The organism is Streptosporangium saharense, assembly GCF_014203715.1.
In the GTDB taxonomy this organism is placed as follows: domain Bacteria; phylum Actinomycetota; class Actinomycetes; order Streptosporangiales; family Streptosporangiaceae; genus Streptosporangium; species Streptosporangium saharense.
The window spans coordinates 361,258-383,003 of sequence record NZ_JACHJP010000004.1; the positions used below are offsets into that span (position 1 = coordinate 361,258).

Consider the following 21,746-nt stretch of genomic DNA (forward strand, 5'->3'; position numbering starts at 1 on the left):
GTGTTCGTCATCGTCGTCTACGACACCCTCGCCGAGCGCAATCCCGGCGTCATCAAGGTCTGCCGCCAGTATCTGCACTGGGTGCAGCGGAGCGTCTTCCAGGGAGAACTCTCCACCGCCCAACACCGAAAATTCGTGAACGCCATCAACGCCAGAATCGACCCGAGCTACGACAGCGTCCTCATCTACCGGACCCAGGGCCCCCACACCATCCAGCTCGACCAGCTCGGCCAAACACTGGGCAACACCAACCCGGTCCTGTGACCACACCCCTTCTGACCTGGCCCTCTGCACTACCGCCGGACCGCTGCAGAATCTCCCCTTCGAACACTCCCCAACCCGCCCCTTACCTGCGGCTTTACCCTCGGGTCGCTCATCACCCTGGAGGAATCGCAACACCGGCCGGTGTTCCCGGAGGGAGCGGCCTTCCCCGGCCTGTCGCTCATCACCCTGGAGGAATCGCAACTCGCGCACCTGCTTGGACACGGGCAGGCCGGTGAGGTCGCTCATCACCCTGGAGGAATCGCAACAGCCCCAGGGCGCGGGCGATGGCGCCCAGGGTGCGGGTCGCTCATCATCCTGGAGGAATCGCAACTCATCCTGGAGGGACCCCAGACGGGCGGTCAGGAAGGTTTCGGCGTGGTGCCAGGGGAGTGGTGGGCTCGGGCCAGGCTTGCGAAGTCGCGGGGGTAGGCCCGGGGGTCGAAGCCGGTGAACACGCCGATTTTCTCCGCCCACGCCAGCACCTGGCGCCACTGTTCGATCGATGCCGGTCCGATGGACTCCACCCCGTGGGAGAACAGCAGCAGTCTGATCTTGGAGAAGGAGTCGGAACGGTCGAGACAGTTGATCAGGCTCGCGCGGGAGGGTCGGTGTTGAAGACCATCCAGTACGGCACGGAGCCGCTGCGCAGCGTCCACCACGGTTCGAGGAACAGGAAGCATTCGGCGAGCAGCCGGTCGGCGGGCGGGTCACGGCGTTGATACCAGTCGCGGTAGAGGTCGGCGACCACGGGGCTGAGGTCCTCCGGCTCCGTGAAGCGCATGCGCGGCAGACGCCATCCGTTGCGGGCGGCCAGTTCCCTCAGGCCAGGCAAGCGGTGAGGGCTCGAACCCCCACTCGGCCTCCGGGCTCTCCTCGTCAACCGGTGGGTAGTCCCACCTGCGGTGCGGGGAGCCGTAGCGGCGCACCTCGTACTCCTGCGGTGTCGCGCCACCGAGCGCGCCGTGCTGGAAGACGTGGCGGGGGCCGACCCGCGTCACCGGCCTGCGCGGGCCGCAGTCCACGACCACCAGGGTCGCGCCGGGTTCCGGGCTCGCCTCAAGGAAACGCCGGTAGGCCTCGGGCAGGCGTCGCCACTTGACCCGGAAGTAGGTCATCCCCGCGATCATCAGCCGGTCCTGGTTGGTGGTGCAGGACGGGGTCCGGGTGCGTCCGCCTCCTCGGTGCCGAGGAGGTCCCTGCGGGGACGCCGCGACGCCGTACCGGAATCAGGAGGGGCGGCGGACAGGTGGGCCAAGACGCCGTTGGACGATCCGACGAAAGCCACCTGGCCACGGCGCGGTGACCCACCGCGCCAGACCGTCCGACCTGATGTCCCCGACCAGGCCGAGCGGTACGACTTGACGCTTGCCCCGAAACCCAGGCGTCGTGCCGTTCTCCGAGCGCCTCGGCGAAGGGAAGCGGCTCCCTGCTGGGCACCCCGGCGCCACCGGGACCCCGCTCACGGTGACCGTCCACGACAAGGTCCAGCCGCACGCGCCATCCCTAACGGCGGGTGAGTTCCTCGGGGCGCTGGAGCTGGGTGGAGAACCAGTCGATGGTACGGCGCAGCCCCTCGACCGCCGGGACGGTGGCGTGCCACCCCAGCCGGGAGGCGGCCAGGTCCGTGTCCGGGCGGCGCACGGCCGGGTCGTCGGCGGGGCGGGGGACGAAGACGATGGACGAGGACGATCCGGTCAGGTCGCGGATGGTCTCGGCCAGTTCGAGCATGGTCACCTCGGCGGGGTTGCCGATGTTGACCGGGCCGGTGAAGTCGCTGTCGGCCATGGCCAGGATGCCGGTGATCGTGTCGTCCACGTAGCAGATGGAGCGGGTCTGCGAGCCGTCGCCGGTCACGGTGATCGGTTCGTCGTTGAGGGCCTGGCGGATGAAGGTGGGGATGGCGCGGCCGTCGTACGGACGCATCCGGGGACCGTAGGTGTTGAAGATCCGCACGATCGCGGTGTCGGTGGTCGCGGCGTTGCGGTAGGCGGTGGCCAGGGACTCGGCGAAGCGCTTGGCCTCGTCGTAGACGCTGCGCGGACCGACCGGATTGACGTTGCCCCAGTAGGTCTCGCGCTGCGGATGTTCCAGGGGGTCGCCGTACACCTCGCTGGTCGAGGCCAGCACGAACCGGGCGCCCTTCTCCTTGGCCAGCCCCAGGGCGTGCAGGGTTCCCAGGCTGCCGACCTTGAGGGTCTCGATGGGGTGGCGCAGATAGTCGACGGGGGAGGCGGCCGAGGCCAGGTGGAGGATGAGGTCCAGGGAGCCGGGGACGTGCACGAACCCGGTCAGATCGGTCTCGATGAGCCGGAAGGCGGGCCGGTCCATGAGATGTTCGACGTTCCTGGGCGATCCGGTCAGGAAGCTGTCCATGCAGATCACTTCGGCGCCGCGCTCCAGAAGGTGTTCGCACAGGTGGGAACCGAGGAATCCGGCTCCTCCGGTGACCAGGACTCTCATGATGGGCTCCTTTCCAGGGTGGTGACGGCGGCCAGGACGTCGGCGGGGGTGATGGCCAGCAGGCCGGGATCGGGCCGGGCCGCGTGCGGGTCGCCGGTACGGCCACGCCAGAGCACCACGTGCCGCCTCTCATGGGGCGGCGGTCCCCAGCGGGCCGGGGGAGTCGGGCCGAACAGCACGACCGAGGGGGTGGCCAGCGCGGTGGCCAGGTGCGCGACCCCGGTGTCGCCGCACACCACCAGCCGCGCCGCCCCGACCAGAGCCGCCAACCGTTCCAGTCCGGTACGGCCGGCGAGCACGGCCTCCTGGGGAAGCCCCGCCAGGTCGGCCACCGTGAAGGCGAGGTCGCGTTCGGCCGCGTCCCCGGTGACGAGAACGTGGTGGCCGTCACCGGCCAGGGCTGCGGCGACCTGGGCGAACCGCTCGGGAGGCCAGCGCCGGGCGGGAAAGGCCGCCCCGGGATGGACGATCACATGTCCGGCCACCTCGGTGGGCGGAGCGGGCAGGGCCAGATCAGCCGGGTCCGCGGCGATGCCGTACCACTCAAGCAGGGCGCACCAGCGCTCGACCTCGTGCAGGTCCTCCCGCCAGGCGGGCCCGGTCACGTACGGCAGGGCGGGGTGGGCGTGGGTGATCAGGCGGCCGGGGGCGACGCGCGCCAGCGCCGTGGTGCTCTGCGGCCCGGCGCCGTGCAGGTTGACCGCCACGTCGACCCCGAGGACCCCGAGGACCCCGAGGTCGGGGACGGGACCGGGGCCACGGACGTCCACGACCTCGTCAATGGCGCCGGTCATGCGGGCCAGCTCCGCCAGCGCGGTGGGCGCGGCCAGCACGATCCGGTGCCGGGGCCAGGCCCGCCGCAGGGCACGCAACGCCGGTACGGCGGTCAGCAGATCCCCCAGCCCCAACCCCCGCAACACCAACACGACCGGCCGCGTCTCAGGCGACGCGGCCATGCCGCGACCCTGGGCCGCACCTTCAGCCCGGTCTCCGAAGCCCGCGTTCCCCAAGGCCGTGCCGCTGCCCGGGTGCCCCCGAGCCGCGTCCCCTTCGAAGGGCACGCTCCCGAGGACCGTGTCGTCGGAGGCCACACCTCCAACCGGGTGCTTGGCCGCACCACCTGTGGAAAGCACGGCCCCGAAAACGGCGCCTCCGGCTGTCTTTCTGGGAGCCGTGTCTTCGCGGGCCGTATCCCTGGAGACCGGCTCCGAGAAGGCGGTGCTTCCGGGGGCCGTGTCTCCGGCCGCTGTCCCTCTGGGAGACGTGTCTTCGCGGGCCGTACCTCTGGAGGTCGGGCATGAAAGAACCGTGCCCCCGGAAGACGCGGTCTGTGGGTGTGGGGTGGGCATGGCGTTTTCCCGGGTGGGTCAGGGCCAGGAGGATTCGGTGGAGGGGCAGACGACCAGTTCTCTGATCTCGCATCCCTGTGGCTGGGACAGCGCGAACACCACGGTCGCGGCCACGTCCTCGGGGGCGTTGAGCAGGGTGTCGGCGCCGGGTTTGTACTGTTCGTCGCGGTCGTCGAAGAACGGGGTGCGCATCCCGCCGGGCACCAGCAGCGTCACCCCGACCCGTCCGGCCAGTTCGGCGGCCAGGGCGCGGGTGAACCCGACCACCCCGAACTTGGAGGCGCAGTAGGCGGTGGCGTCGCTGAGCGCCCGCAGCCCCAGCGTGGAGGCGCAGGTGACGACCCGTCCCCGGGAGGTGATGAGGTACGGCAGCGCGGCGCGGACGACCGTGGCGGTGCCGAGGAGGTTGACCTGGATGACCCGTTCCCAGGCGTCGGCGGGTACGTCGGTCAGTTGCCCGCAGGCGTCGATCCCGGCGGCGGTGACCACCCCGTCGAGGCCCCCGGCGCGTTCGGCCAGCTCGGCCACGGCCTGTTCCGTCTGGTCCCGGTCGGTCAGGTCGGCGATGACGTGGTCGAAGCCGTTCTCCGGCGGGTTGACGTCCACGACCAGGGGACGGCCGCCGTCCTTGGCGACGGCGATGGTCACCGCCCTGCCAAGCCCGGACGCTCCACCGGTTATCAGGATATTTCCCAGCATGTTGGTCTCTCCTTAGTGGAATGGGGCCGTGCGGAGGGCGGTGATCAGTCCGGTGGTCGAGTAGCCGGGTACGACGGGCAGGATCACGACCTCACCCCCGCAGCGCCGTACGGCATCGGCCTCCGGCAGGTCGGCCTCGGTGTAGTCACCGCCCTTGACCCACACCTCGGGCCTGAGCCGTTCGATGACCTCGGCGGGGGTGTCGTCGTCGAAGACGACGACCGCGTCCACGCACTCCAGCGCCCGCAGCACCTCGACGCGGTCCTGCTGGGAGATGACCGGACGATCCGGGCCTTTCAGGCGGCGCACCGACGCGTCGGAGTTGACGCACACGACCAGCGCGTCCCCCAGGGCCCTGGCCCGGCGCAGCAGGCTGACGTGACCGGCGTGCAGCAGGTCGAAGCAGCCCCCGGTCGCCACGAGCCTGCTCCCCGGGGCACGGACGAAAGTGCCGTTCGCCGACGTGCGGGGCGGGGGGATGTCGGCGGGGGAGACAGACCGGACCGCCGCCGCCCCTCCCGCCTTCACGAACCGGGTGGCCGCGCCGACCGCCGCCGTGACCGCCTCCCCGACGGGCACCCCGTCCGCCAGGGCCAGTGTCGCGGTCACGGCGAACCTGTCGCCCGCGCCGCACGGATCACGCCCGAAGGCCACCTCGGGTGGCGGGACGCTGACGGGCCGGGCGTCACCGTGCGCCAGCACGGCACCCCGCTCCCCGAGGGTGACGGCCACCGCGCCGACGCCGAGGTCACCGGTCAGCCGCAGGGCGACCTCCTCCGGCGTCCCGTACGGCAGCGCGCACAACCTCGTGGCCTCGGCCTCGTTCGGCGTGACGAGGGCACAGCCGGGCAGAGGTGTGGGGCCGCGCGAGTGCGGATCCCAGACCACCGGTACGGCAAGGCTCTCCAGAAAGGGACGGCACGCCTCGGCAACCCCGCGTCCGTAGTCGGAGACCAGGACCGCCCGCGCGTCGCGCAGCACCGCCGACAGCCGCCGACGGAGCACCCGGTCCGCCCCGATCTGGGCGAGGCCGTCCCCGGAGTCGATCCTGACCAGGGTCTGCCCCCCGGCCCTGACCCGTGTCTTGCGCACGGTGGCGCCCCGCAGCGGCAGCCGTACCACCCGGACTCCCTCGGGGAGCAGCTCCGTCAGGTGGTGGCCCGAGGCGTCGTCGGCGAGGGCGGTGACCAGGACCACCTCGGCGCCGTCACGGGCGGCGAGCAGCGCCGCGAGCCCGGCCCCGCCGGGGCGGCGGTGCTCGGCGCGCACGTCGACGACCGGCGCCGGAGCCTCGGGGCAGAGCCGTTCCGCGCTGCCCTCGATGTCCACGTCGAGCAGGCAGTCGCCGACGATCACGATCGGACCCGTCACGAGCACCCCTCCTCGATCACGTCGCAGAGCATGTGGATGACCGTCAGATGCACCTCCTGCACGGTGGCCACGTCCTCGGCGGGGATCGCCAGCGTCTCGTCGCACAGCTCGGCGAGCGGGTTGGGGGCCGGACCGGTCAGCGCCCACGTGGTCAGTCCGCACTCGCGCCCGGCCCGCGCCGCGGCCAGCACGTTTCCGCTGGCACCGCTGGTGGACAGGCACATCAGCACGTCCCCCGGCCTGCCGTGCGCGCGCACCTGGCGGGCGTAGGCCTCCTGGGTGCCGAAGTCGTTGGCGATCGCGGTGAGACTTGAGGTGTCGGCGTGCAGCGGGATCGCCGCGTACGGCCGGCGGTCGGCACGGTAGCGGCCGACAAGTTCGGCGCTCAGGTGTTGCGCCTCGGCGGCGGAACCGCCGTTCCCGCAGGTCAGCAACCGGCCCCCGCCACCGAGCACCGCGGCGAGCTTGCTGCCCCACGCCTCGATCCGGGAGGTCTCCCGATCGACGGAGGCCAGGGTCGTGCTCAGCCGGGACAGATGAGGATGCATCACGCTCAACCTTCCGCGACGGCGAGCCGGCCCAGCCGGCCGCTGATCAGAGCCTGGTAGACCGACTCGGTCTGGGCCGCGACCCGCGGCCATCCGTACCGCTCCCTGGCCCGCCGTACCCCGGTCGCGGCGAGCCGTTCCCGCAGCGCCCGGCGTGCCAGCAGGTCGTTCAGGGCACGGGCCAGGGCGTACGGCCTGCGCGGCGGCACAAGAATCCCGCTCCCCGACACCGTGTCCAGGTGCCCGCCGACCGCCGAGGCGATCACCGGCACCCCGCACGCCATCGCCTCGACCGGCACGATGCCGAACGGTTCGTACCACGGCACGGTCACCAGCACGTCCGCCGAACGCAGCAGCGCGGGCACCTCGTCCCTGCCGACGCTGCCGACCAGGCGGACCCGCTCCGCCAGGCCGTACCCCGTCACCAGGAGCCGCAGCCGCCCGATCTCCTCGTCGTCGGGGGAGCCGCCGACGATCACCAACTCGGCGTCGGGCACCCGGCGCAGCGCGCGGATGACCGTGTCGACGCCCTTGCGGGCGACCATCCGGCCGATGCTGAGGATGCGCGGACGCCCGCTGCGGGGAGCGGCCGGACCTTCTGGGCGGAAGTGCTCCAGATCAACCCCGCACGGTACGACCGAGACCTTCCTCTCCGGAACCCCCATCGCACGCAGTTCGGCGACCTCGTCGGAGCAGGTGGCCACGACCGCCGCGGCCCGCCGTCCGATACCGGCCTCGGTGGCGATCCGTTCGGGCGGGCTGGTGTCGGCGTCGCCCTGCCAGCGTCGTTTGACCGTGCCCAGCGCGTGGAAGGTCTGCACGACCGGCACCCCGGCCGCGGCCGTCAGCGCGGCCATGCCGCTCATCCAGAAGTGCGCGTGCACCACGTCCGGTGGCTCCGCGGCCCAGCGGCGTGCCAGATACGCCGCGAAGGAGGACATGTGCGGCGGCAGGTCGTCCTTGGGGATCGGCCTGGCCGGTCCCGCGGGCACGTGCTCGACGCTCACCCCGGGCGCCATGACCACCGTCTCCGGCAGGTCGGGGTCGTCACGGCGGGTGTAGACGACGACGTCGTGACCGCGACCGGCCAGGGCGGTGGCCAGGGCCGCGACGTGGACGTTCTGCCCGCCGGCGTCCACGCCGCCGACGGTCGCCAGTGGACTGGCGTGCTCGGAGACCACAGCGATCCTCATGACGCCTCCTCCTTCACCGTCAGGTGGCCGATTTCGCCCTCCCACGCCGTCAGCCGACGCACCGCCTCGACGACCTGCTCGGCGGTCACCGAGGACAGGCACGGGTGCCCGGCGACCGGGCAGATCGTGGCCCTGCTGCCCCGGCAGGGCGCGTGCTGGTCCCCCAGCAGGACATTCGCCACGCCGTACGGTGCCCACCGGGCGGCCGGGACGGTCGGGGCGAACAGGCTGACCACCGGGGTCGCGACCGCGGCGGCCAGGTGCGCGGGCCCGGTGTTGGCGACCACGACCGCGTCCGCCTCGGCCAGCACCCCGGCAAGCTCCGCCAGCGACGTCCTGCCGCCCAGGTCGACGGCGTGCTCCCCGGCGACGTAGGCGGTGAGCGCCGTCTCGCCAGGAGATCCGGTGACCACGACCCGGTGCCCGGCCTCGGCCAGAGCCCGGACCGCCTCCGCGCAGTGACCGGCGGGCCAGGCGCGGGCCGGCACCGACGCCCCCGGATGCACGACCACATACCCGCCCGGCCCGGTCAGGTGCCCGACCTCGGGCAGCGGATGCCGTACGGCCAGCAGCCCGTCGTCGCCGGGTGGCGGCTCGAACCCGGCGGCGCGGGCCAGGGCGAGCATCCGCTCCGGCTCGGGGACGTCCACGTCCTCGTTGACCGTGTGCCGCACGTCCAGCAGGGAGCCGGGGTAGTCGTTGCTGGTCGCGGCGATCCTGCCCACCCCGGCCAGCCGCAGCAGCGCCGCCAGCGGCAGCGCCGACTGGTGGAAGGAGGTGAGGATCAGCGCCTGGTCGGGCGCCACCTCCCGGACCATCTCGATCAGCCGGGTGGCGTGCTCGTGGGTCAGGGGCGGCGGCTCCGGGTCGATCCACGGGGTGCGCCAGCACAGCACCCGGTCAACCCCGGGCAGCAGTTCGGCCGCGGCCCGCCCGTTCGGCCCGGCAAGCACGACCGTCCCGGTGGCGTGGGCGGCCACGGCCCTGATCGCGGGTCCGGCCAGCAGCACGTCCCCGGCGTTGTCGGTCCGCGCCACCAGGACGGTCCCCGTGACGGCGCGCGGCGTGGGAAACGTTCGCACCCGCGCGGTCGCGGGCGAAGACGGGATCCGCGGCTTCTTCGAGGGGCGGGTCATCGGCGCACCCACCCTTCACCACGCGGCCGGTGCCCGCGCACGGCCGGGGGCCGGGAGGCGTCCTCCAGGTTCCTTGGAGAACCGGTCGGGCGGGTCATCGGCGTACCCGCCATTCGCCGCGCAGCCGGTGCGCGCACGCGGCCGGAGGGATGAGCGCGCTCGTGACGGCCATCCGTCTGATCTCCTCGGCGGTGCGTGGCCCGGGGGCGATCCGTGACCAGGCGAACTCGGCGGTCAGCGCCAGCCACCCGGCCCCCGCCACCACCGCGCCACACCACAGGACACGCCCGACGAGACCTCTCCCGCCCGCCGGAGCACCCGCACCCGTTCTTCTGCCTGCCAGGGCGCCCACGCCCGTGAGCACAGGGCTTTTCCTGCTCGCCAGGGCATCCACACCCGTGAGCACAGGGCCCAAGGCGCCCGCCCTCGCGCGCGCGGCGCCTCTCCCGGCCACCAGGGCGCCCGCGCCCGCGAGCAGGCTCACCACGCCCAGGCCGGTGGTCAGCGCGTGCCTGCGGAGGCGTCCTCTCCCGCCGCCGACGGCCGCCCGCCAGCCGGGGCCGTGCACCCGGCGCATCAGCGCGTCGTCGGCGTTGCCCCGCTGGCGGCGCAGACTGGCCCAGGGGCCGTCGTCACGAACGGGATGCCGTACCGTCCTGTCGCCGCGCACCAGCCGCAGGCCCGTCGCGAGCAGCCGCAACGCCAGGTCGGCGTCCTCGCGGTAGGCGCGGGGGAAGCGTTCGTCGAAACCGCCGACCTTCTCCAGCGCCGTCCTGCGGCACGCCATGTCGGCGGTGATCCACACGGCCTCCGCCAGGGCGGCGGTGTTGCGTTCCTCGTCGGTCGGCGCCCGGTGCCTGGGCAGCGGCACCTCGACCCGGCCCTGGCTTCCCGCCACCTCCTCCGGCAGGTCGGCCAGGTCGGCGGCGACCGCCCGTGCCCAGCCCGGCGCGGGGACCACGTCGTCGTCGAGGAAGACCACCCACGGCGTCCCGGCCGCCCGCCACCCGGCGTTGCGCGCCGCCGCGGGGCCACGGCCTCCTGAGCGCACCACCCGCACCCGGGGCCGTTCCGCGACTCCCGGCAACCCGTCCGCGACCGCACCGGGACGGTCGTCGACCACGACGACCTCCACGTCCTGCCCCACGGCGGCCAGTGTCGTGGCCAGACTCGCGCGGCCGATCGTGGGAATCACGACCGTGAACTCCTCGGGCCCGTTCATGCGGCGAACACCGCCCCCCGGCGCACGAGGTACGGCCCCAGCACCAGCACGTCCACCGGCGCGGAACCGAAGCACTCAAGGGCGTCGCGTGGGTCGTCGACCATCGGCCGTCCCGCGGTGTTCAGGCTCGTGTTCACCACCACGGGAATCCCGGTCCGCGCCGCGAACTCCTCAAGCATCCGCGCCAGCAGCGGGTCCCGCTCCCGGTCCACCGTCTGCACCCTGGCCGTGCCGTCCACGTGCACCACCGCGGGGATCCGCTCCAGCCACTCCGGGGCCACGTCGTGCACGAACAGCATGTACGGGCTCGGCAGCGGCCCCCGCGTGAAGATCTCCCCCGCCCGTTCGGCCAGCACCATCGGCGCCACCGGCCGGAACTGCTCACGGCCCTTGACCTGGTTCAGCCGCTCGGTGTTGCCCTCCCTGCCCGGGTGCGCCAGCAGCGAGCGCCGCCCCAGCGCCCGCGGGCCGTACTCGGCGCGGCCCTGGAACCATGCCACGATCCGGTCGGCGGCCAGCTCAGCCGCCACCGTCGCCGCCAGGTCGGCGGGCTGCTCGTACGGCACGCGCGCCGCCCGCAGCCAGTCCGCGAGTTCCTCGTCCGTCCACTCCCTGCCCAGGTCGGCCCCCTGCATCGGCGCGGCGGGCTCCCCGAACGCCTGCGCCAGGTGCAGCGCCCCACCAAGGGCGGTTCCCGCGTCCCCGGCCGCCGGTTGCACCCACACCTGTTCGAACGGGCCGTGTTCGGCGAGGTGGGTGTTGGCCACGCAGTTCAGCGCCACCCCACCGGCCATCGTCAGCACGCGCCGCCCGGTCCTCTCGTGCAGCCAGCCCGCGAGTTCGAGCAGCACCTCCTCAAGCCGGGTCTGCACGCTCGCCGCGAGGTCCGCGTGCTCCCCGCCCCACTCCTGGCCCGGTCGCAGCGCCTTGGCGTAGGCCGCCCAGTCGATCGGCTCGACGCGGAAGCCACCGTCCCCGGTGGCGTAGACCAGCTCCCGCAACTCGTCCAGGAACCGGGGCGTGCCGTACGAGGCCAGCGCCATGACCTTGTACTCGTCGCTGGAGCGCATGAATCCCAGGTGCTCGGTGACCGCCTCGTACATCAGCCCCAGCGAGTGCGGCAGCTCCTGGGCGGCGAGCACCCGCAGCCGCCCGTCCTCGTAGACCCCGGCCAGGTGGGACAGGGCCTCGCCCCGCCCGTCGCACACCAGCACGGCCACGTCCTCGTACGGCGCCGCCAACCCGGCCGAGGCCGCGTGCGCCACGTGGTGGGGCACGTACCGCACCTGCGCCGCGTCCAGCCCCGGCAGCACCCCCGCGAGGAAGGCCGGAGCCCGCCGCGCGTACGTGGTGCGCAGTTCCTCCCACCGTTCGTCGAGCCCCGCCTGGCCCTGCCGTACGAGATCCGGGTCGTAGGAGTAGGCGACCGCGTCCAGGTCCTCGGGGCGCAGCCCCGCCCGCTCCAGGCACCAGGCCGCCGCCCGCTCGGGCAGCTCCCACGCCGAGAACGGCACCGGCCGTTTCCCGTGCTTGCGCCGGCTGAACCGTTCCTCCTCCGCCGCGGCGACCACCTCTCCGTCGACGACCAACGCCGCCGCCGGATCATGAAAGATCGCATTGATCCCAAGAAATCTCATGGGTCCGCCTCTCGTACGCATCCGATAACTACCGATGAACCCCTCCCCGAAACCGACAAATCAGGAAAAATCGTGGTAAGTAGCTAGGTATCGTATATATGTGTGTTTCTATATCGAAATTAGGTTTATCGGTTGCGGTGTTGATGAGCAGGGCTTCTCTGGGAAAAGTCCCGGAAATACACGCCGGAGGCTGTCCCGTGCCAAGGCAAGATCCTCGTAACCGGGGGCTCCAGGTGACGAGTGGAGAAGCTGGGGTAGAGGGGACGGGTGAACGTCCGAGTCCTACCGGTGATCCTGTTTGTCCTGACGCTCGGCCTGTCGGGATGCGCGACCGAGGGAAAGGTCCCCGCGGAGCAGGCCGTCGCCAGTTTCTACGCCGCCGTACGCGCCCACGACGGGGAACGCGCCTGCGCCCTGCTGGCTCCCGAGGCGGCAGACGGACTGCGCACCGGTGGTCAGGACTGCGCCAAGGCCATTCTCGATCTCGACCTGCCGGGCGGTCAGGTGCGCGAGAGCGCAGTCTGGGGAGACGAGGCCCAGGTACGGCTCACGCACGACACCGTCTTCCTGCACCGCTTCCCCCGGGGGTGGCTGGTGCGGGCGGCGGGGTGCACGCCACGGGGTGACCTGCCGTACAGATGCGAGGTGAAGACCTGAGATGCGCGCCATGTTCGTCATCACGGTGACCGTCATCGCGGTCGGCCTTGTCTACTTCTTCGCCGTCGGCCTGCTGCAGCGTTAGGAGGGCCCGTGAAACGTTTCGTACGGGACAACGCCCTGAGCCTGTTCTTCCTGGTCGCCTTCCTGCTGACGCTGGTCGGCCAGTCCTTCGCCGGGCTGGCCGACGTCAACGCCGACCAGCTCTCCAGCGGTGGCGCGGCCGTCTCCTGGTGGCACTACGTCACCTCGTCGGACTTCGCCGTGGACGTGGCCGAGAACTGGCAGTCGGAGTATCTCCAGTTCCTGCTGTTCATCGTCATCACGGTGTGGCTGGTGCAGCGGGGCTCGCCCGAGTCGAAGAAGCCCGGTGAGGAGGGCAGGGGGAGTGCCGCCGAGCAGAAGGTCGGACGGCACACCGTCCCCGGCAGCCCCGGATGGGCCGGGGCGACCGGGCTGCGGCAGACGCTCTACGGCAACTCCCTCGGCCTGCTCATGGGTTTGATCTTCGTGCTCTCCTGGCTCGCCCAGTCGGTGGCGGGTACGGCCAGCTACAACCGGCAGCAGCTCTCGCAGCTCCAGGACCCGGTGACCTGGGGAGGTTACGTCCTCTCCCCGGACTTCTGGAACCGTACGCTGCAGAACTGGCAGTCGGAGCTGCTGGCCGTACTCTCCATGGTGGTGCTCTCGATCTACCTGCGGCAGCGTGGCTCACCGGAGTCCAAGCCCGTCGGCACCCCGCACGAGGAGACCGCGGTCGAGGGGTGAGTCAGGACTTGGGCGCGCCCTTGCGGTCGTCGGGCAGGTGCGGCTCGGGGCCGTCGGGGTCGATGCCGACCGGTTCGTCGGCGCCCTCGGCGCCCTCCCGGTCGTCCGGAACCTGGGCCGGAGGCTGCGGCGAGGTGTCCTCGGGATCTGTCTCGGTCATCTGAATTCCCCCTCTGGAAAACGCTCTTCACGATTTATGTGACGGTACGGCGCGGCCATTGATACCCCGATATACGCGGATATTTCGTGTTAAAGAGAGGCTTTACCGATCGTCCCGGGAGCGGAACCTGTTCAGCACCGTCGCGAGGACTATGCCGTAGACCACGTGCCCGGCGGCCATGACCGCGGGGCGCCCAGGCCGGTCGTCGGAGATCGGCGGCAGGACCGTCACCCCCGGCACCCACCCCTGGTAGCTGGCCAGCCAGATCGCCAGCCCGTAGCCGATCCCCACCGGCATCGGAGTGCGGCGCCCCCTGCTGACCAGGCGGAACAGCGCCCCCGCCGTGATCCCGAACCCGAAGTGGGCCAGCGCCGCCAGCACGCCCTCACCCGGTTTCCTGCGGCGAGAGTGGCCGGGCAGGGCGGCGCGGACGATGTGCTTGGGCGGCTGGTCCTCCATCAGCCCGGCCTTGCTGCCCGCCAGCATCACCGCGCTCATCGCGGCGGTGGCCACCGCGCCGCCGACGCCGCCCTCGACCAGCCCCCGCCCGGTCATGACAGCTCCGGCAGGATCTTGGTGGCGTAGAAGTCGAAGAAGGCGTCCTGCTCTGGGCCGATCTGGTTGACGTAGACCTCGTCGAACCCGGCGTCCACGTACTCGCGGATGGCCGCCAGGTGCCGTTCCGGGTCGGGGCCGCAGGGGGAGGAGGCGACCGCGTCGTCCTCGCTGACCATCTCGGCGAGCTGCTCGAAGTGCCGGGGCAGCGGCAGCAGCTGCGACGCCTCGCCCTTGATGCCCTGGTTCGGCCACAACCGGTGCACGTGCGCGCGGCCCTGGGCCTCGTCGGCGGCGTAGCAGACCTTCAGCCCGCCCTGCGTCGTCTTGCCCGCGCCGCCCGCCTTGTGGAACGCCTCCACGAGCTCGGCGCTGGGGCCGGTGGTGACGAAGCCGTCGGCGATCCGCCCGGCCAGCTCGGCGGCGCGTTCCCCGAGGCCGGAGACGTACACCTCCGGCGGTTCCTCGGGCAGCGTGTAGAGCCTGGCGGTGTCCACGTCGTAGTACTGGCCACGGTGGGTGACCAGTTCGCCGGTCCACAGCCGCCGTATGAGCTCGACGGCCTCCTCAAGCATCTCCATCCGTACGGCCGCGGGCGGCCACGGGTCACCGAGGATGTGCTCGTTGAGCGCCTCGCCGGTCCCCACACCAAGGCGGAAGCGGCCATCGGTGAGGACGGCGCTGGTCGCGGCGGCCTGGGCGATGATCGCGGGGTGGATCCGCACCAGGGGGCAGGTGACGGCGGTGGTGATCGGCAGTGAGACGGCCTCGGCCAGCGCGCCGATCACGCTCCACACGAACGGGCTCTGACCTTGCTCGTCGAGCCACGGATGATAGTGGTCGGAGATCCACAGGGCCTGGAACCCGGCCTGCTCGGCCAGCTTCGCCTGCCGTACCAACTCCTTGGGATCGTGTTCCTCACAGCTCAGGAAATAGCCGAACCTGGTCACCATCGGCTCCCTTCGACAGGTGGGTTCTTCCCCTACCCCGCCTGTCCGGGTGAAACAGACCCATAACCTTTGGTGGTATGTACCCGAGTTCTGCTCTTGGTGAGTTTCTTCGGTCGCGGCGGGCCAGGCTCAGGCCCGAGGACGTGGGGCTGCGCTCCGGGGTGCGGAGCCGCAGGGTCGCCGGGCTGCGCAGGGAGGAGTTAGCCTCGCTCGCCGGGGTCAGCGTCGGCTACTACACCCGGCTTGAGCAGGGCCAGAGCCCGAACGTCTCGGAGGAGGTCCTGGACTCCGTGGCCCGCGTCCTCGGGCTCGACGGCGAGGAGATCGCCCACCTGCACCGGCTGGCCAGGGCCTCCCGTCTCCGCGAGCAGGTCAGGCCGGAACGGCTGCGGCCCGGGGTGCGGCTCATGGTGAACTCCTTCACCGAGGTACCCGCCATCGCGGTCGGCAGGCGGGGCGACATCCTGGCGTGGAACCGCCTGGCGCACGCCCTGCTCGCGCCGCACTGGCCGTTCGAGATCCCGGAGGGGGAGGCGAGGCCGAACTTCGTCCTGATCGACTTCCTGGAGACCGGGTTCTCCCGTGGCCTCTACGTCGACTGGGAGCAGAAGGCCCGCGACGACATCGCCTACCTGGAAGGGGCGCTGAGCAGGTTCCCCGGGGACGAGGGGCTGATCGCGCTGGTCGAGGAGCTGACGGCGGCCAGCCCGGAGTTCCGCGCCCTGTGGGCCGAGCACCCGGTGAGCACCTGTGCCTCGGTCACCCGCGACTACCGCCATCCCGTGGTGGGCGTGATGACCCTCACCGCCGAGCTGCTGCGCACGCCCGACGACGAGGGCCAGGGGGTGACGGTCTTCCAGGCCGAGGTCGGCTCCCCGTCGCGGGACCGGCTACGACACCTGGCCGACCTGCTCGCTGAGCGCCCGTGACACGATCCTCAACCGGCTCGTACGGCGGAGCAGCAGGCCCCCGGCCACGGCGCCGAGCAGCGCGACCACACCGGCCACCAGGAAGGCGGTGTGCAGCCCACCCAGGGTGGCCAGTGCCTTGGTGGTCGTGGGGGCCAGGGCCTCGGTGCGGGCGGCGACGATCGCGGTGAGCCCGGCCACGCCGACGGCGCCGACGAAGGTGGGCATCTGGGCGAGACTGCCCGCCACCCCCTGGTCGGCCTCGTCCAGCCCCGAGGTGATCGTCGTGATCGCGGCCACCACGGTCAGGACGTGCCCGAAGCCCATCGTGGCCGAGGTCACCAGCAGCGTGACCAGGCCACCCTCCGCGGGCAGGAACACCATCGCCGCCGTTCCCACGGCCTGTACGGCGAGGCCGACCACGATGGTCGTGACGGTGCCCGCGGCGCTGATCAGCCGCGCCACGACCGTCCCGGCGAGCAGGGCCGCGACGCCCTCGCCCAGGAAGCCGAGGCCGGTCTGAAGCGGCGAGTAGCCCAGCACGTCCTGCATGTGGATGCTCAGCAGCAGCGTCGCCCCGCCGCACATCCCGAAGGTGACCAGCCCGACCGTCATGCCCCACGTGACGGTGGGACGGCGCAGCAACCGCGGCGGGACCAGCGGCGCCGCCGACCGTGACTCGACGACCAGGAAGGCGCCGAGGAGGACCACCGCGGCCAGCAGCGTCGCGAGCGTCGGGAGGCTGCCCCAGCCCGCCTCACCACCGGTGGAGATGCCGTAGACCAGGGCGAACAGCCCGCCACTGGCCAGGACCGCACCGGGAATGTCGAGCCTGGTCCGGCTCGGGGAGGTCGTCTCACGGACCACGGTGATCGCGCCCAGCATCACCAGGACGCCGATGCCGAACAGGATGAGCATGGTCCAGCGCCAGTTCAGGCCGCTGGTGATGAGGCCGCCGCCGATCGTCCCGACGACGAACCCCAGCGAGAGCAGGGCGCCGTTGACCCCCAGGGCTCTCGTGCGTCGCGGTCCCTCGGGGAAGGCGGCGGTCATCAGGGCCAGCGCGGTCGGGCCGATCATGGCCGCCGCGACCCCCTGCCCCGCCCGCGCGGCCACCAGCAGCCCGGGATTGGGCGCGAGCCCGGCCAGCAGCGAGAACACGGTGAAGGTCGCCACCCCGACGATGAACAGCCTGCGCCTGCCGACCATGTCCGAGGCCCGTCCGAACAGCGGCATCAGCGCCGCCGTCGGCAGCAGGCACGCGGTGGCCACCCACTGCAGGGCCGAGGCGCCCGCGAAGTGCAGGTCCCGTCCGATCTCCGGGAGCGCGACCGTGATGACCGAGTAGTCCAGCCCGGTCATGAACGTCGCCCCGCACAGGGTGATGAGGATGAGCCAGCCGTGAAGCCCGAGCCGTACGGCACCGGGGAGTGTCCCTGTCGTCATGGCGCCCAGCCTGCGACCCCCGGGAACACCCAACCAGCCCCCCGCCGAAGGTACACCTGCCAGGTGCAGGCTCCCGTACGGCGTTGGCCTCATCCGGACAGTGCGCGCGGCGTCATCGGCCGTTTCCTCCTCACCTGTCGGGATGAGGTCGCCCCGGTCGCGGGCGGGGGACGCGTAGCTCCCCTGGGCGTGTGATAGGTTGAAAGCAGTTGCAGTTTTGGTACCCATAATGAACTTGTGTGCACCTGACGGTTTGTGGCCTCGGGTGCATTTTTTGTTTACCGGTCTTCTCCGGGTGTGGGCCTATCACGGCGACGCGAAACTCGTGTAGGTGCGGGTTTCGGATTTACACATACCAAGAGGAGACCAACATGGCTTCTGGCACCGTGAAGTGGTTCAACGCTGAAAAGGGCTTCGGCTTCATCGAGCAGGACGGCGGCGGCGCCGACGTCTTCGCGCACTACTCCAACATCGTCGCCCAAGGCGGCTACCGCGAGCTGCGCGACGGCCAGAAGGTGACCTTCGACGTCACCCAGGGCCAGAAGGGCCCGCAGGCCGAGAACATCGTCGTCGTCTGACGAAGAACCACACGAACCAGGGCTCGCACCTTCACGGGTGCGGGCCCTGATTCTTTTCCACCGCGTCAGGTGTCCGTGGTCCTGCGGGCACGCAGGGCGCGGAGCTTGTGACGGTTGCCGCAGCGCTCCATCGCGCACCAGCGCCGGGCTCCCGGGCGGGAGGAGTCGACGAACACCAGCGGGCAGGTCTCGCTCGCGCACTCGCGGAAGCGCCCGGCCAGCGGCCCCGACAGCAGTTCGATCATCTCCCGCGCCAGCGTTGACAGCACCTGTGTGGTCCGCACCGGCGCCGCCCACCGGGTGGCCGTGCCGGTCGGGTCGAGTTCGGGGGCCAGTGGCGGTTCCGCGGCGGCCCGGTTGACGGCCGCGACCGCCTCCGAAGGCAGCGGACGGCCCGCCGCCCTGGCCCGCGCCGCCTCCCAGATCGCCTGACGGAGAGCCTTGGCCGTGACCAGGTCGTCGGCCGTCACCGGGACCGTCATGACCGCCCCCAGCGGCGGCTGGGCCAGCCATCCGCCCAGGTCGTCGGGCTCGTGGAGGGTCTCGAAGACCGCGTAACGCCCCTCGCCCCCGGTGTAGGCGAAGTCCAGGCAGACAGCCCCCGCGTCGAAGCGGAACGACCCGCCCCGGGGATCGTGGAGCACCCGTCCGTTTGCGTTCGTGCGCATGTAACCACTATAACTGGTGTCAGACGAAACCACTATTACCGGTGTCAACAGGAGGAAGCGCATGGGCGTCCGGCACATCAACCCCGAGGGACTCCACCGCAGCCCGGCCTTCAGCCAGGCCGTCGTGGTCGAGCAGCCGACGAAGACGATCTACATTGGCGGCCAGAACGGCGTCGGCCCCGACGGCAAGGTCGTCGGCCCCACGGTCGGGGAACAGGCCGCGCAGATCTTCCACAACCTCTCGACCATCCTGGAGAGCGAGGGCGCGACCCTGGCGAACATCGTCCACTGGACGATCGCCGTGGTCGACGGCAACTCCTTCGACGAGGGCGTGACGGCCTTCCGCCAGGTGTGGAACTTCGCCGCCCCGCCCCCGGCCATCACGCTCCACATCGTCGCCGGTCTGAACCCCGGATGCCTCGTGGAGATCGACGCCGTCGCCGTCGTGTGAGGCCGATCCCGGCGATGGGCGGGCAGCCGTACGACCAGGGTCGACCCGTGCTAGCCCGCCGCCGGGATGTATGCCAGGCCGTGCGCGCCCTGGTTCGGGACGCCTCGGCCCGCGGGCAGCCTCTCGCCGCGATCGACCTCCAGCGTCGTCACCACCCGGAACGTCGTGAGGTCGACCACGCTGACGGTGCCCGACTGGAGGTTGGCGACGAACGCCGTCGTGGAGTCCGGTGTGGAGACGATGTTGATGGGGCCGAGCCCGACCTCAAGTTCGGCACGCGGCTCGTAGGTCGCGGCGTCGAAGACCGACAGCAGTCCACTGCGGAACGGCGGGCCTGCGGGGGCGCCGGTGAACCGCCACTGACCGACCAGCAGCGTCCCATCGTCGGTCACGTGGACCGGGCTGGGAACCTCCTCCAGCGGGATGGCGTGCACGATCTCGTCCGAGGCGGTGTCGACGACCTGGACCGCGTAGGTCGCCCGCGGATCGGCCGGGACGGAGATCGTCGGCGTGGCCACGAACAGCCGGGTCCCGTCCGGTGAGAGGGCCAGGTCCTCGCTCCCGGCGACCGGGACGCGCCGCACCGGCCCGCCGCCGGCCAGGTCGATCACCGACACGTACGGGCTCTGCTTGTTGGCCGTGTACGCCCTGCGGCCGTCCGGGGTGAGGACGGCCCAGTGCGGGATGGGAGCCTCGGCCGAGTATCTGGCCCTGACCTCCCGCGTCAGAGGATCGAGGGCCAGCAGCCCGCCCGCCCCCTGCGGACCTCCCTCGACGCTGACGTACAGCAGGCCGGTGGCCGGGTCGAGCTGGAGGGCGTGCGGCGCGTGCTCGGGCGCCAGGTCGATGACGTCGAGGATCCTGTGCGTGTCCACGTCGACGACGCTGATCTCGGTCCCCTTCTCCTCGTGCGCCAGATAGTGGCCGGACCGGTAGGTGTGGCTGGCGTACACCACCCGCCGCGCGGGGTCGAAGCACAGCTCATGACCCTCGGGCAGCACATCGACGACGTCGGTGCGCCGCCCCGAGTCGAGATCGAAGAAGTTCAGCGTGTGGCCGCTCTGGCTCAGCACGGCCAACTGGGCACCGCCGGGAAAGCTCATGGTCATGGTCCTTCAGCGTGGAGAGATGGATTCCGGCCGGGCGCCCGCCGTCGTCCCCATCCTCCGTGGCCATCCCGATGACCATCAATGCCGATATCGGCCATGACACCTTCCACCTGACGCAATCGGCCGCCGCCCTGTCACGGCCACCTGAGTCTGGCCGTTCCGCTCGCCAGCCACGTGACGATCTGGGCGGCCACGCCGCCCGTCGCGAGCACCAGCAGGAGGCTCTCGGGCAGCGGCTGCCCGCTCATGCGCAGCGCCACCGTGACGAGGACGACCACGATCAGGACGACGATGCGATGGCCGGAGGGCATGGTCGCCGGTGAGGGGCGCGTGGTGCGGACGGACATGTGAGCCTCTTTTCCTGGGCGCGGCGTGAAATCCGCGGTGTTCTTCGGGGCCGCTTCCGATCTGTGGTCGTAAGAATTGCTCACGTCCCGGTCCGCGGTCCAGATTTCACGACGTTTCCGCTTTTCGGACTTCTCCGATCACGTTCGGCCGTATACGACCTACGGCGATGTCTCATTCCGTATGGCAGTTCCGAAACTCCATCACGGAACCGAATGTTTCCGGCGCTCCCAGGATCGGCCCGCGTGCTCCTCGAACGGTCCACGCCGCGCCCAGGAAGACAAGGCGGGCACCCGAGGCGCCCTCCCGTTCAGGATCAACGGCTTCCCGAACGCTCCGGAAAATCCCCTGAACTGCCCCGATGTCATCGGGTACGGCCCCGCCAAGGAGGGGATCAGCGGCAGCCGTACGAAATGGCGATGATGAATGGTTTCGGCGTTTCACCGCGCGCCGCGAAATGTCCTACGGTTTTCTGGCCACTGCGGCGTACATGTTGGTCGCGGTTTCCGGGAGGGGGGTTTCGTCGGGGGTGGGGTGCCAGTGGGGCATGGGGACGATTCCGGGGGCGAGCAGTTCCAGGCCGGAGAAGAGGCGTTCCACCTCGCTGCGGCCGCGCAGATACATGGGGATGCCCCTGGCGGTGTATTCGCGGGCGAGGCGTTCTGACTCGGGGGCGAGTTCGCCGGTCGGGATGGTGATGGCGAGATAACTGCCCGAGGGGAGCGGTTCGAGGAGCGCCTCGATCACTCCCTGGGCGTCCTCGACGAACTGGAGCATCGCGATCACGGTGAGCGCGACCGGCTGGGAGAAGTCGATCACCTGGTGGAGCGTGGAGTCGTCGAGAAGCGCCCGGGGGGTGCGCATGTCGGCCTGGATGTAGGCGATGCGTCCCTCGGGCGTGCCGGTCAGCAGGGCGCGCGCGTGCATCAGCACGATGAGGTCGTTGTCGACGTAGACGACCCGCGCGTCGGGCACGGTCTCCTGGACCACCTCGTGCAGGTTCGGCGAGGAGGGGATGCCGGTGCCGATGTCGATGAACTGCCGGATCCCCAGGCCGGTGAGGTGATGGGCCATCCGGTGCATGCAGGCCCGGTTGGCCAGCATCGAGGTGCGCAGCCCCGGCCAGTCGGCCAGCACCTGGGCCGCGGTCTCCCGGTCGGGGGCGAAGTTGTCCTTGCCGCCCATGATGTAGTCGTAGACCCGCGCCGAGTGCGGCCGGTTGGTCTGCAGATCGACGCGGGCGACCCGGTCCTGGGGGACGTCTGACATCCT

General features: G+C 71.3%; 24 protein-coding genes. 6 read left to right on the top strand and 18 right to left on the bottom strand.

The window, feature by feature from the left end:
- Window positions 1-264, top strand: coding sequence for a CRISPR-associated endonuclease Cas2 (gene cas2 / locus FHS44_RS21345; protein ID WP_184717312.1), 264 nt, complete (start codon window positions 1-3; stop codon window positions 262-264).
- 586 nt (window positions 265-850) lie between these two features.
- Here cas2 and FHS44_RS21350 read toward each other — a convergent pair.
- The 10 genes from FHS44_RS21350 to FHS44_RS21395 form a co-directional block, all read right to left on the bottom strand.
- Window positions 851-1,096, bottom strand: a complete 246-nt coding sequence (locus FHS44_RS21350; RefSeq protein ID WP_184717314.1) for a hypothetical protein — start codon at window positions 1,094-1,096, stop codon at window positions 851-853.
- A gap of 671 nt (window positions 1,097-1,767) precedes the next feature.
- On the bottom strand, window positions 1,768-2,724 hold the full coding sequence (locus FHS44_RS21355) for a UDP-glucuronic acid decarboxylase family protein (RefSeq protein WP_184717316.1): 957 nt from the start codon (window positions 2,722-2,724) through the stop codon (window positions 1,768-1,770).
- Window positions 2,721-3,680: a glycosyltransferase family 9 protein gene (locus tag FHS44_RS21360; RefSeq protein WP_184717318.1), complete on the bottom strand. Its 960-nt coding sequence runs from the start codon at window positions 3,678-3,680 to the stop codon at window positions 2,721-2,723. Before FHS44_RS21360 ends, FHS44_RS21355 begins: the two co-directional genes overlap by 4 nt.
- A 411-nt stretch (window positions 3,681-4,091) precedes the next feature.
- Complete coding sequence (locus FHS44_RS21365; protein ID WP_184717320.1) at window positions 4,092-4,772, bottom strand: SDR family oxidoreductase; 681 nt, start codon at window positions 4,770-4,772, stop codon at window positions 4,092-4,094.
- Between the two features lie 12 nt (window positions 4,773-4,784).
- Window positions 4,785-6,143 (bottom strand): D-glycero-beta-D-manno-heptose 1-phosphate adenylyltransferase, encoded by a 1,359-nt coding sequence (rfaE2, locus tag FHS44_RS21370; RefSeq protein ID WP_184717322.1) that lies wholly within the window; start codon window positions 6,141-6,143, stop codon window positions 4,785-4,787.
- A complete protein-coding gene (locus tag FHS44_RS21375) occupies window positions 6,140-6,691 on the bottom strand; it encodes a D-sedoheptulose-7-phosphate isomerase (RefSeq protein ID WP_184717323.1) in 552 nt (183 codons plus the stop codon). Before FHS44_RS21375 ends, rfaE2 begins: the two co-directional genes overlap by 4 nt.
- Window positions 6,692-6,696: 5 nt before the next feature.
- Entirely contained in the window at window positions 6,697-7,884 is a 1,188-nt protein-coding gene (locus FHS44_RS21380; protein WP_184717324.1) for a glycosyltransferase, read from the bottom strand.
- The gene (locus FHS44_RS21385; RefSeq protein WP_312863760.1) at window positions 7,881-8,921 is read right to left on the bottom strand and encodes a glycosyltransferase family 9 protein; all 1,041 of its coding nucleotides are present in this window, start codon (window positions 8,919-8,921) and stop codon (window positions 7,881-7,883) included. Before FHS44_RS21385 ends, FHS44_RS21380 begins: the two co-directional genes overlap by 4 nt.
- Window positions 8,922-9,114: 193 nt before the next feature.
- Entirely contained in the window at window positions 9,115-10,242 is a 1,128-nt protein-coding gene (locus tag FHS44_RS21390) for a glycosyltransferase family 2 protein (protein WP_184717326.1), read from the bottom strand.
- Window positions 10,239-11,879 (bottom strand): carbamoyltransferase family protein, encoded by a 1,641-nt coding sequence (locus FHS44_RS21395; protein ID WP_184717327.1) that lies wholly within the window; start codon window positions 11,877-11,879, stop codon window positions 10,239-10,241. The genes FHS44_RS21390 and FHS44_RS21395 overlap by 4 nt, the downstream gene beginning before the upstream one ends.
- A gap of 288 nt (window positions 11,880-12,167) precedes the next feature.
- On the opposite strand from FHS44_RS21395, the gene FHS44_RS21400 reads away from it, so the two are divergent.
- Window positions 12,168-12,536 carry a hypothetical protein gene (locus FHS44_RS21400; protein WP_184717329.1) on the top strand — a complete coding sequence of 123 codons (369 nt, stop codon included), beginning with the start codon at window positions 12,168-12,170 and terminating at the stop codon, window positions 12,534-12,536.
- A 93-nt stretch (window positions 12,537-12,629) separates the two neighbouring features.
- Window positions 12,630-13,304, top strand: a complete 675-nt coding sequence (locus tag FHS44_RS21405; RefSeq protein ID WP_184717331.1) for a DUF6766 family protein — start codon at window positions 12,630-12,632, stop codon at window positions 13,302-13,304.
- A gap of 1 nt (window position 13,305) precedes the next feature.
- Here the strand turns inward: FHS44_RS21405 and FHS44_RS21410 are convergent, their stop codons facing one another.
- The 3 genes from FHS44_RS21410 to FHS44_RS21420 all read right to left on the bottom strand — a co-directional run bounded on the left by FHS44_RS21410 (window position 13,306) and on the right by FHS44_RS21420 (window position 14,969).
- Window positions 13,306-13,464, bottom strand: coding sequence for a hypothetical protein (locus FHS44_RS21410; protein ID WP_184717333.1), 159 nt, complete (start codon window positions 13,462-13,464; stop codon window positions 13,306-13,308).
- 102 nt (window positions 13,465-13,566) lie between these two features.
- Entirely contained in the window at window positions 13,567-14,019 is a 453-nt protein-coding gene (locus tag FHS44_RS21415; protein WP_184717335.1) for a DUF6789 family protein, read from the bottom strand.
- Complete coding sequence (locus tag FHS44_RS21420; protein WP_184717944.1) at window positions 14,016-14,969, bottom strand: LLM class F420-dependent oxidoreductase; 954 nt, start codon at window positions 14,967-14,969, stop codon at window positions 14,016-14,018. The genes FHS44_RS21415 and FHS44_RS21420 overlap by 4 nt, the downstream gene beginning before the upstream one ends.
- A gap of 77 nt (window positions 14,970-15,046) precedes the next feature.
- Between FHS44_RS21420 and FHS44_RS21425 the strand changes: the two genes are divergently transcribed.
- Window positions 15,047-15,898: a helix-turn-helix transcriptional regulator gene (locus FHS44_RS21425; protein ID WP_184717337.1), complete on the top strand. Its 852-nt coding sequence runs from the start codon at window positions 15,047-15,049 to the stop codon at window positions 15,896-15,898.
- On the opposite strand, the gene FHS44_RS21430 is transcribed toward FHS44_RS21425, so the two are convergent.
- The gene (locus FHS44_RS21430; RefSeq protein ID WP_184717339.1) at window positions 15,860-17,323 is read right to left on the bottom strand and encodes an MFS transporter; all 1,464 of its coding nucleotides are present in this window, start codon (window positions 17,321-17,323) and stop codon (window positions 15,860-15,862) included. The two genes, FHS44_RS21425 and FHS44_RS21430, sit on opposite strands and share 39 nt — an antisense overlap.
- 371 nt (window positions 17,324-17,694) lie before the next feature.
- Between FHS44_RS21430 and FHS44_RS21435 the strand changes: the two genes are divergently transcribed.
- The gene (locus FHS44_RS21435) at window positions 17,695-17,901 is read left to right on the top strand and encodes a cold-shock protein (RefSeq protein ID WP_184717341.1); all 207 of its coding nucleotides are present in this window, start codon (window positions 17,695-17,697) and stop codon (window positions 17,899-17,901) included.
- Window positions 17,902-17,966: 65 nt separating this feature from the next.
- Here the strand turns inward: FHS44_RS21435 and FHS44_RS21440 are convergent, their stop codons facing one another.
- Entirely contained in the window at window positions 17,967-18,569 is a 603-nt protein-coding gene (locus FHS44_RS21440) for a CGNR zinc finger domain-containing protein (RefSeq protein WP_184717342.1), read from the bottom strand.
- Between the two features lie 61 nt (window positions 18,570-18,630).
- On the opposite strand from FHS44_RS21440, the gene FHS44_RS21445 reads away from it, so the two are divergent.
- Window positions 18,631-19,020 carry a RidA family protein gene (locus FHS44_RS21445; RefSeq protein ID WP_184717344.1) on the top strand — a complete coding sequence of 130 codons (390 nt, stop codon included), beginning with the start codon at window positions 18,631-18,633 and terminating at the stop codon, window positions 19,018-19,020.
- A 50-nt stretch (window positions 19,021-19,070) separates the two neighbouring features.
- On the opposite strand, the gene FHS44_RS21450 is transcribed toward FHS44_RS21445, so the two are convergent.
- From FHS44_RS21450 to FHS44_RS21460, 3 genes are all read right to left on the bottom strand, one after another.
- A complete protein-coding gene (locus FHS44_RS21450; protein WP_184717346.1) occupies window positions 19,071-20,123 on the bottom strand; it encodes a YncE family protein in 1,053 nt (350 codons plus the stop codon).
- A 140-nt stretch (window positions 20,124-20,263) separates the two neighbouring features.
- Complete coding sequence (locus tag FHS44_RS21455) at window positions 20,264-20,476, bottom strand: hypothetical protein (protein ID WP_184717348.1); 213 nt, start codon at window positions 20,474-20,476, stop codon at window positions 20,264-20,266.
- A gap of 460 nt (window positions 20,477-20,936) precedes the next feature.
- On the bottom strand, window positions 20,937-21,743 hold the full coding sequence (locus tag FHS44_RS21460) for an SAM-dependent methyltransferase (RefSeq protein WP_184717350.1): 807 nt from the start codon (window positions 21,741-21,743) through the stop codon (window positions 20,937-20,939).
- Between the last annotated feature and the right edge of the window lie 3 nt (window positions 21,744-21,746).

Excerpts from the sequence above, each read along its gene's own strand:
- FHS44_RS21355 (WP_184717316.1), bottom strand. The coding sequence starts at position 2,724 with ATGAGAGTCCTGGTCACCGGAGGAGCCGGATTCCTCGGTTCCCACCTG.
- FHS44_RS21360 (WP_184717318.1), bottom strand. The coding sequence starts at position 3,680 with ATGGCCGCGTCGCCTGAGACGCGGCCGGTCGTGTTGGTGTTGCGGGGG.
- FHS44_RS21365 (WP_184717320.1), bottom strand. The coding sequence starts at position 4,772 with ATGCTGGGAAATATCCTGATAACCGGTGGAGCGTCCGGGCTTGGCAGG.
- FHS44_RS21375 (WP_184717323.1), bottom strand. The coding sequence starts at position 6,691 with ATGCATCCTCATCTGTCCCGGCTGAGCACGACCCTGGCCTCCGTCGAT.
- FHS44_RS21380 (WP_184717324.1), bottom strand. The coding sequence starts at position 7,884 with ATGAGGATCGCTGTGGTCTCCGAGCACGCCAGTCCACTGGCGACCGTC.
- FHS44_RS21390 (WP_184717326.1), bottom strand. The coding sequence starts at position 10,242 with ATGAACGGGCCCGAGGAGTTCACGGTCGTGATTCCCACGATCGGCCGC.
- FHS44_RS21395 (WP_184717327.1), bottom strand. The coding sequence starts at position 11,879 with ATGAGATTTCTTGGGATCAATGCGATCTTTCATGATCCGGCGGCGGCG.
- FHS44_RS21410 (WP_184717333.1), bottom strand. The coding sequence starts at position 13,464 with ATGACCGAGACAGATCCCGAGGACACCTCGCCGCAGCCTCCGGCCCAG.
- FHS44_RS21415 (WP_184717335.1), bottom strand. The coding sequence starts at position 14,019 with ATGACCGGGCGGGGGCTGGTCGAGGGCGGCGTCGGCGGCGCGGTGGCC.
- FHS44_RS21425 (WP_184717337.1), top strand. The coding sequence starts at position 15,047 with ATGTACCCGAGTTCTGCTCTTGGTGAGTTTCTTCGGTCGCGGCGGGCC.
- FHS44_RS21430 (WP_184717339.1), bottom strand. The coding sequence starts at position 17,323 with ATGACGACAGGGACACTCCCCGGTGCCGTACGGCTCGGGCTTCACGGC.
- FHS44_RS21435 (WP_184717341.1), top strand. The coding sequence starts at position 17,695 with ATGGCTTCTGGCACCGTGAAGTGGTTCAACGCTGAAAAGGGCTTCGGC.
- FHS44_RS21440 (WP_184717342.1), bottom strand. The coding sequence starts at position 18,569 with ATGCGCACGAACGCAAACGGACGGGTGCTCCACGATCCCCGGGGCGGG.
- FHS44_RS21445 (WP_184717344.1), top strand. The coding sequence starts at position 18,631 with ATGGGCGTCCGGCACATCAACCCCGAGGGACTCCACCGCAGCCCGGCC.
- FHS44_RS21450 (WP_184717346.1), bottom strand. The coding sequence starts at position 20,123 with ATGAGCTTTCCCGGCGGTGCCCAGTTGGCCGTGCTGAGCCAGAGCGGC.
- FHS44_RS21455 (WP_184717348.1), bottom strand. The coding sequence starts at position 20,476 with ATGTCCGTCCGCACCACGCGCCCCTCACCGGCGACCATGCCCTCCGGC.
- FHS44_RS21460 (WP_184717350.1), bottom strand. The coding sequence starts at position 21,743 with ATGTCAGACGTCCCCCAGGACCGGGTCGCCCGCGTCGATCTGCAGACC.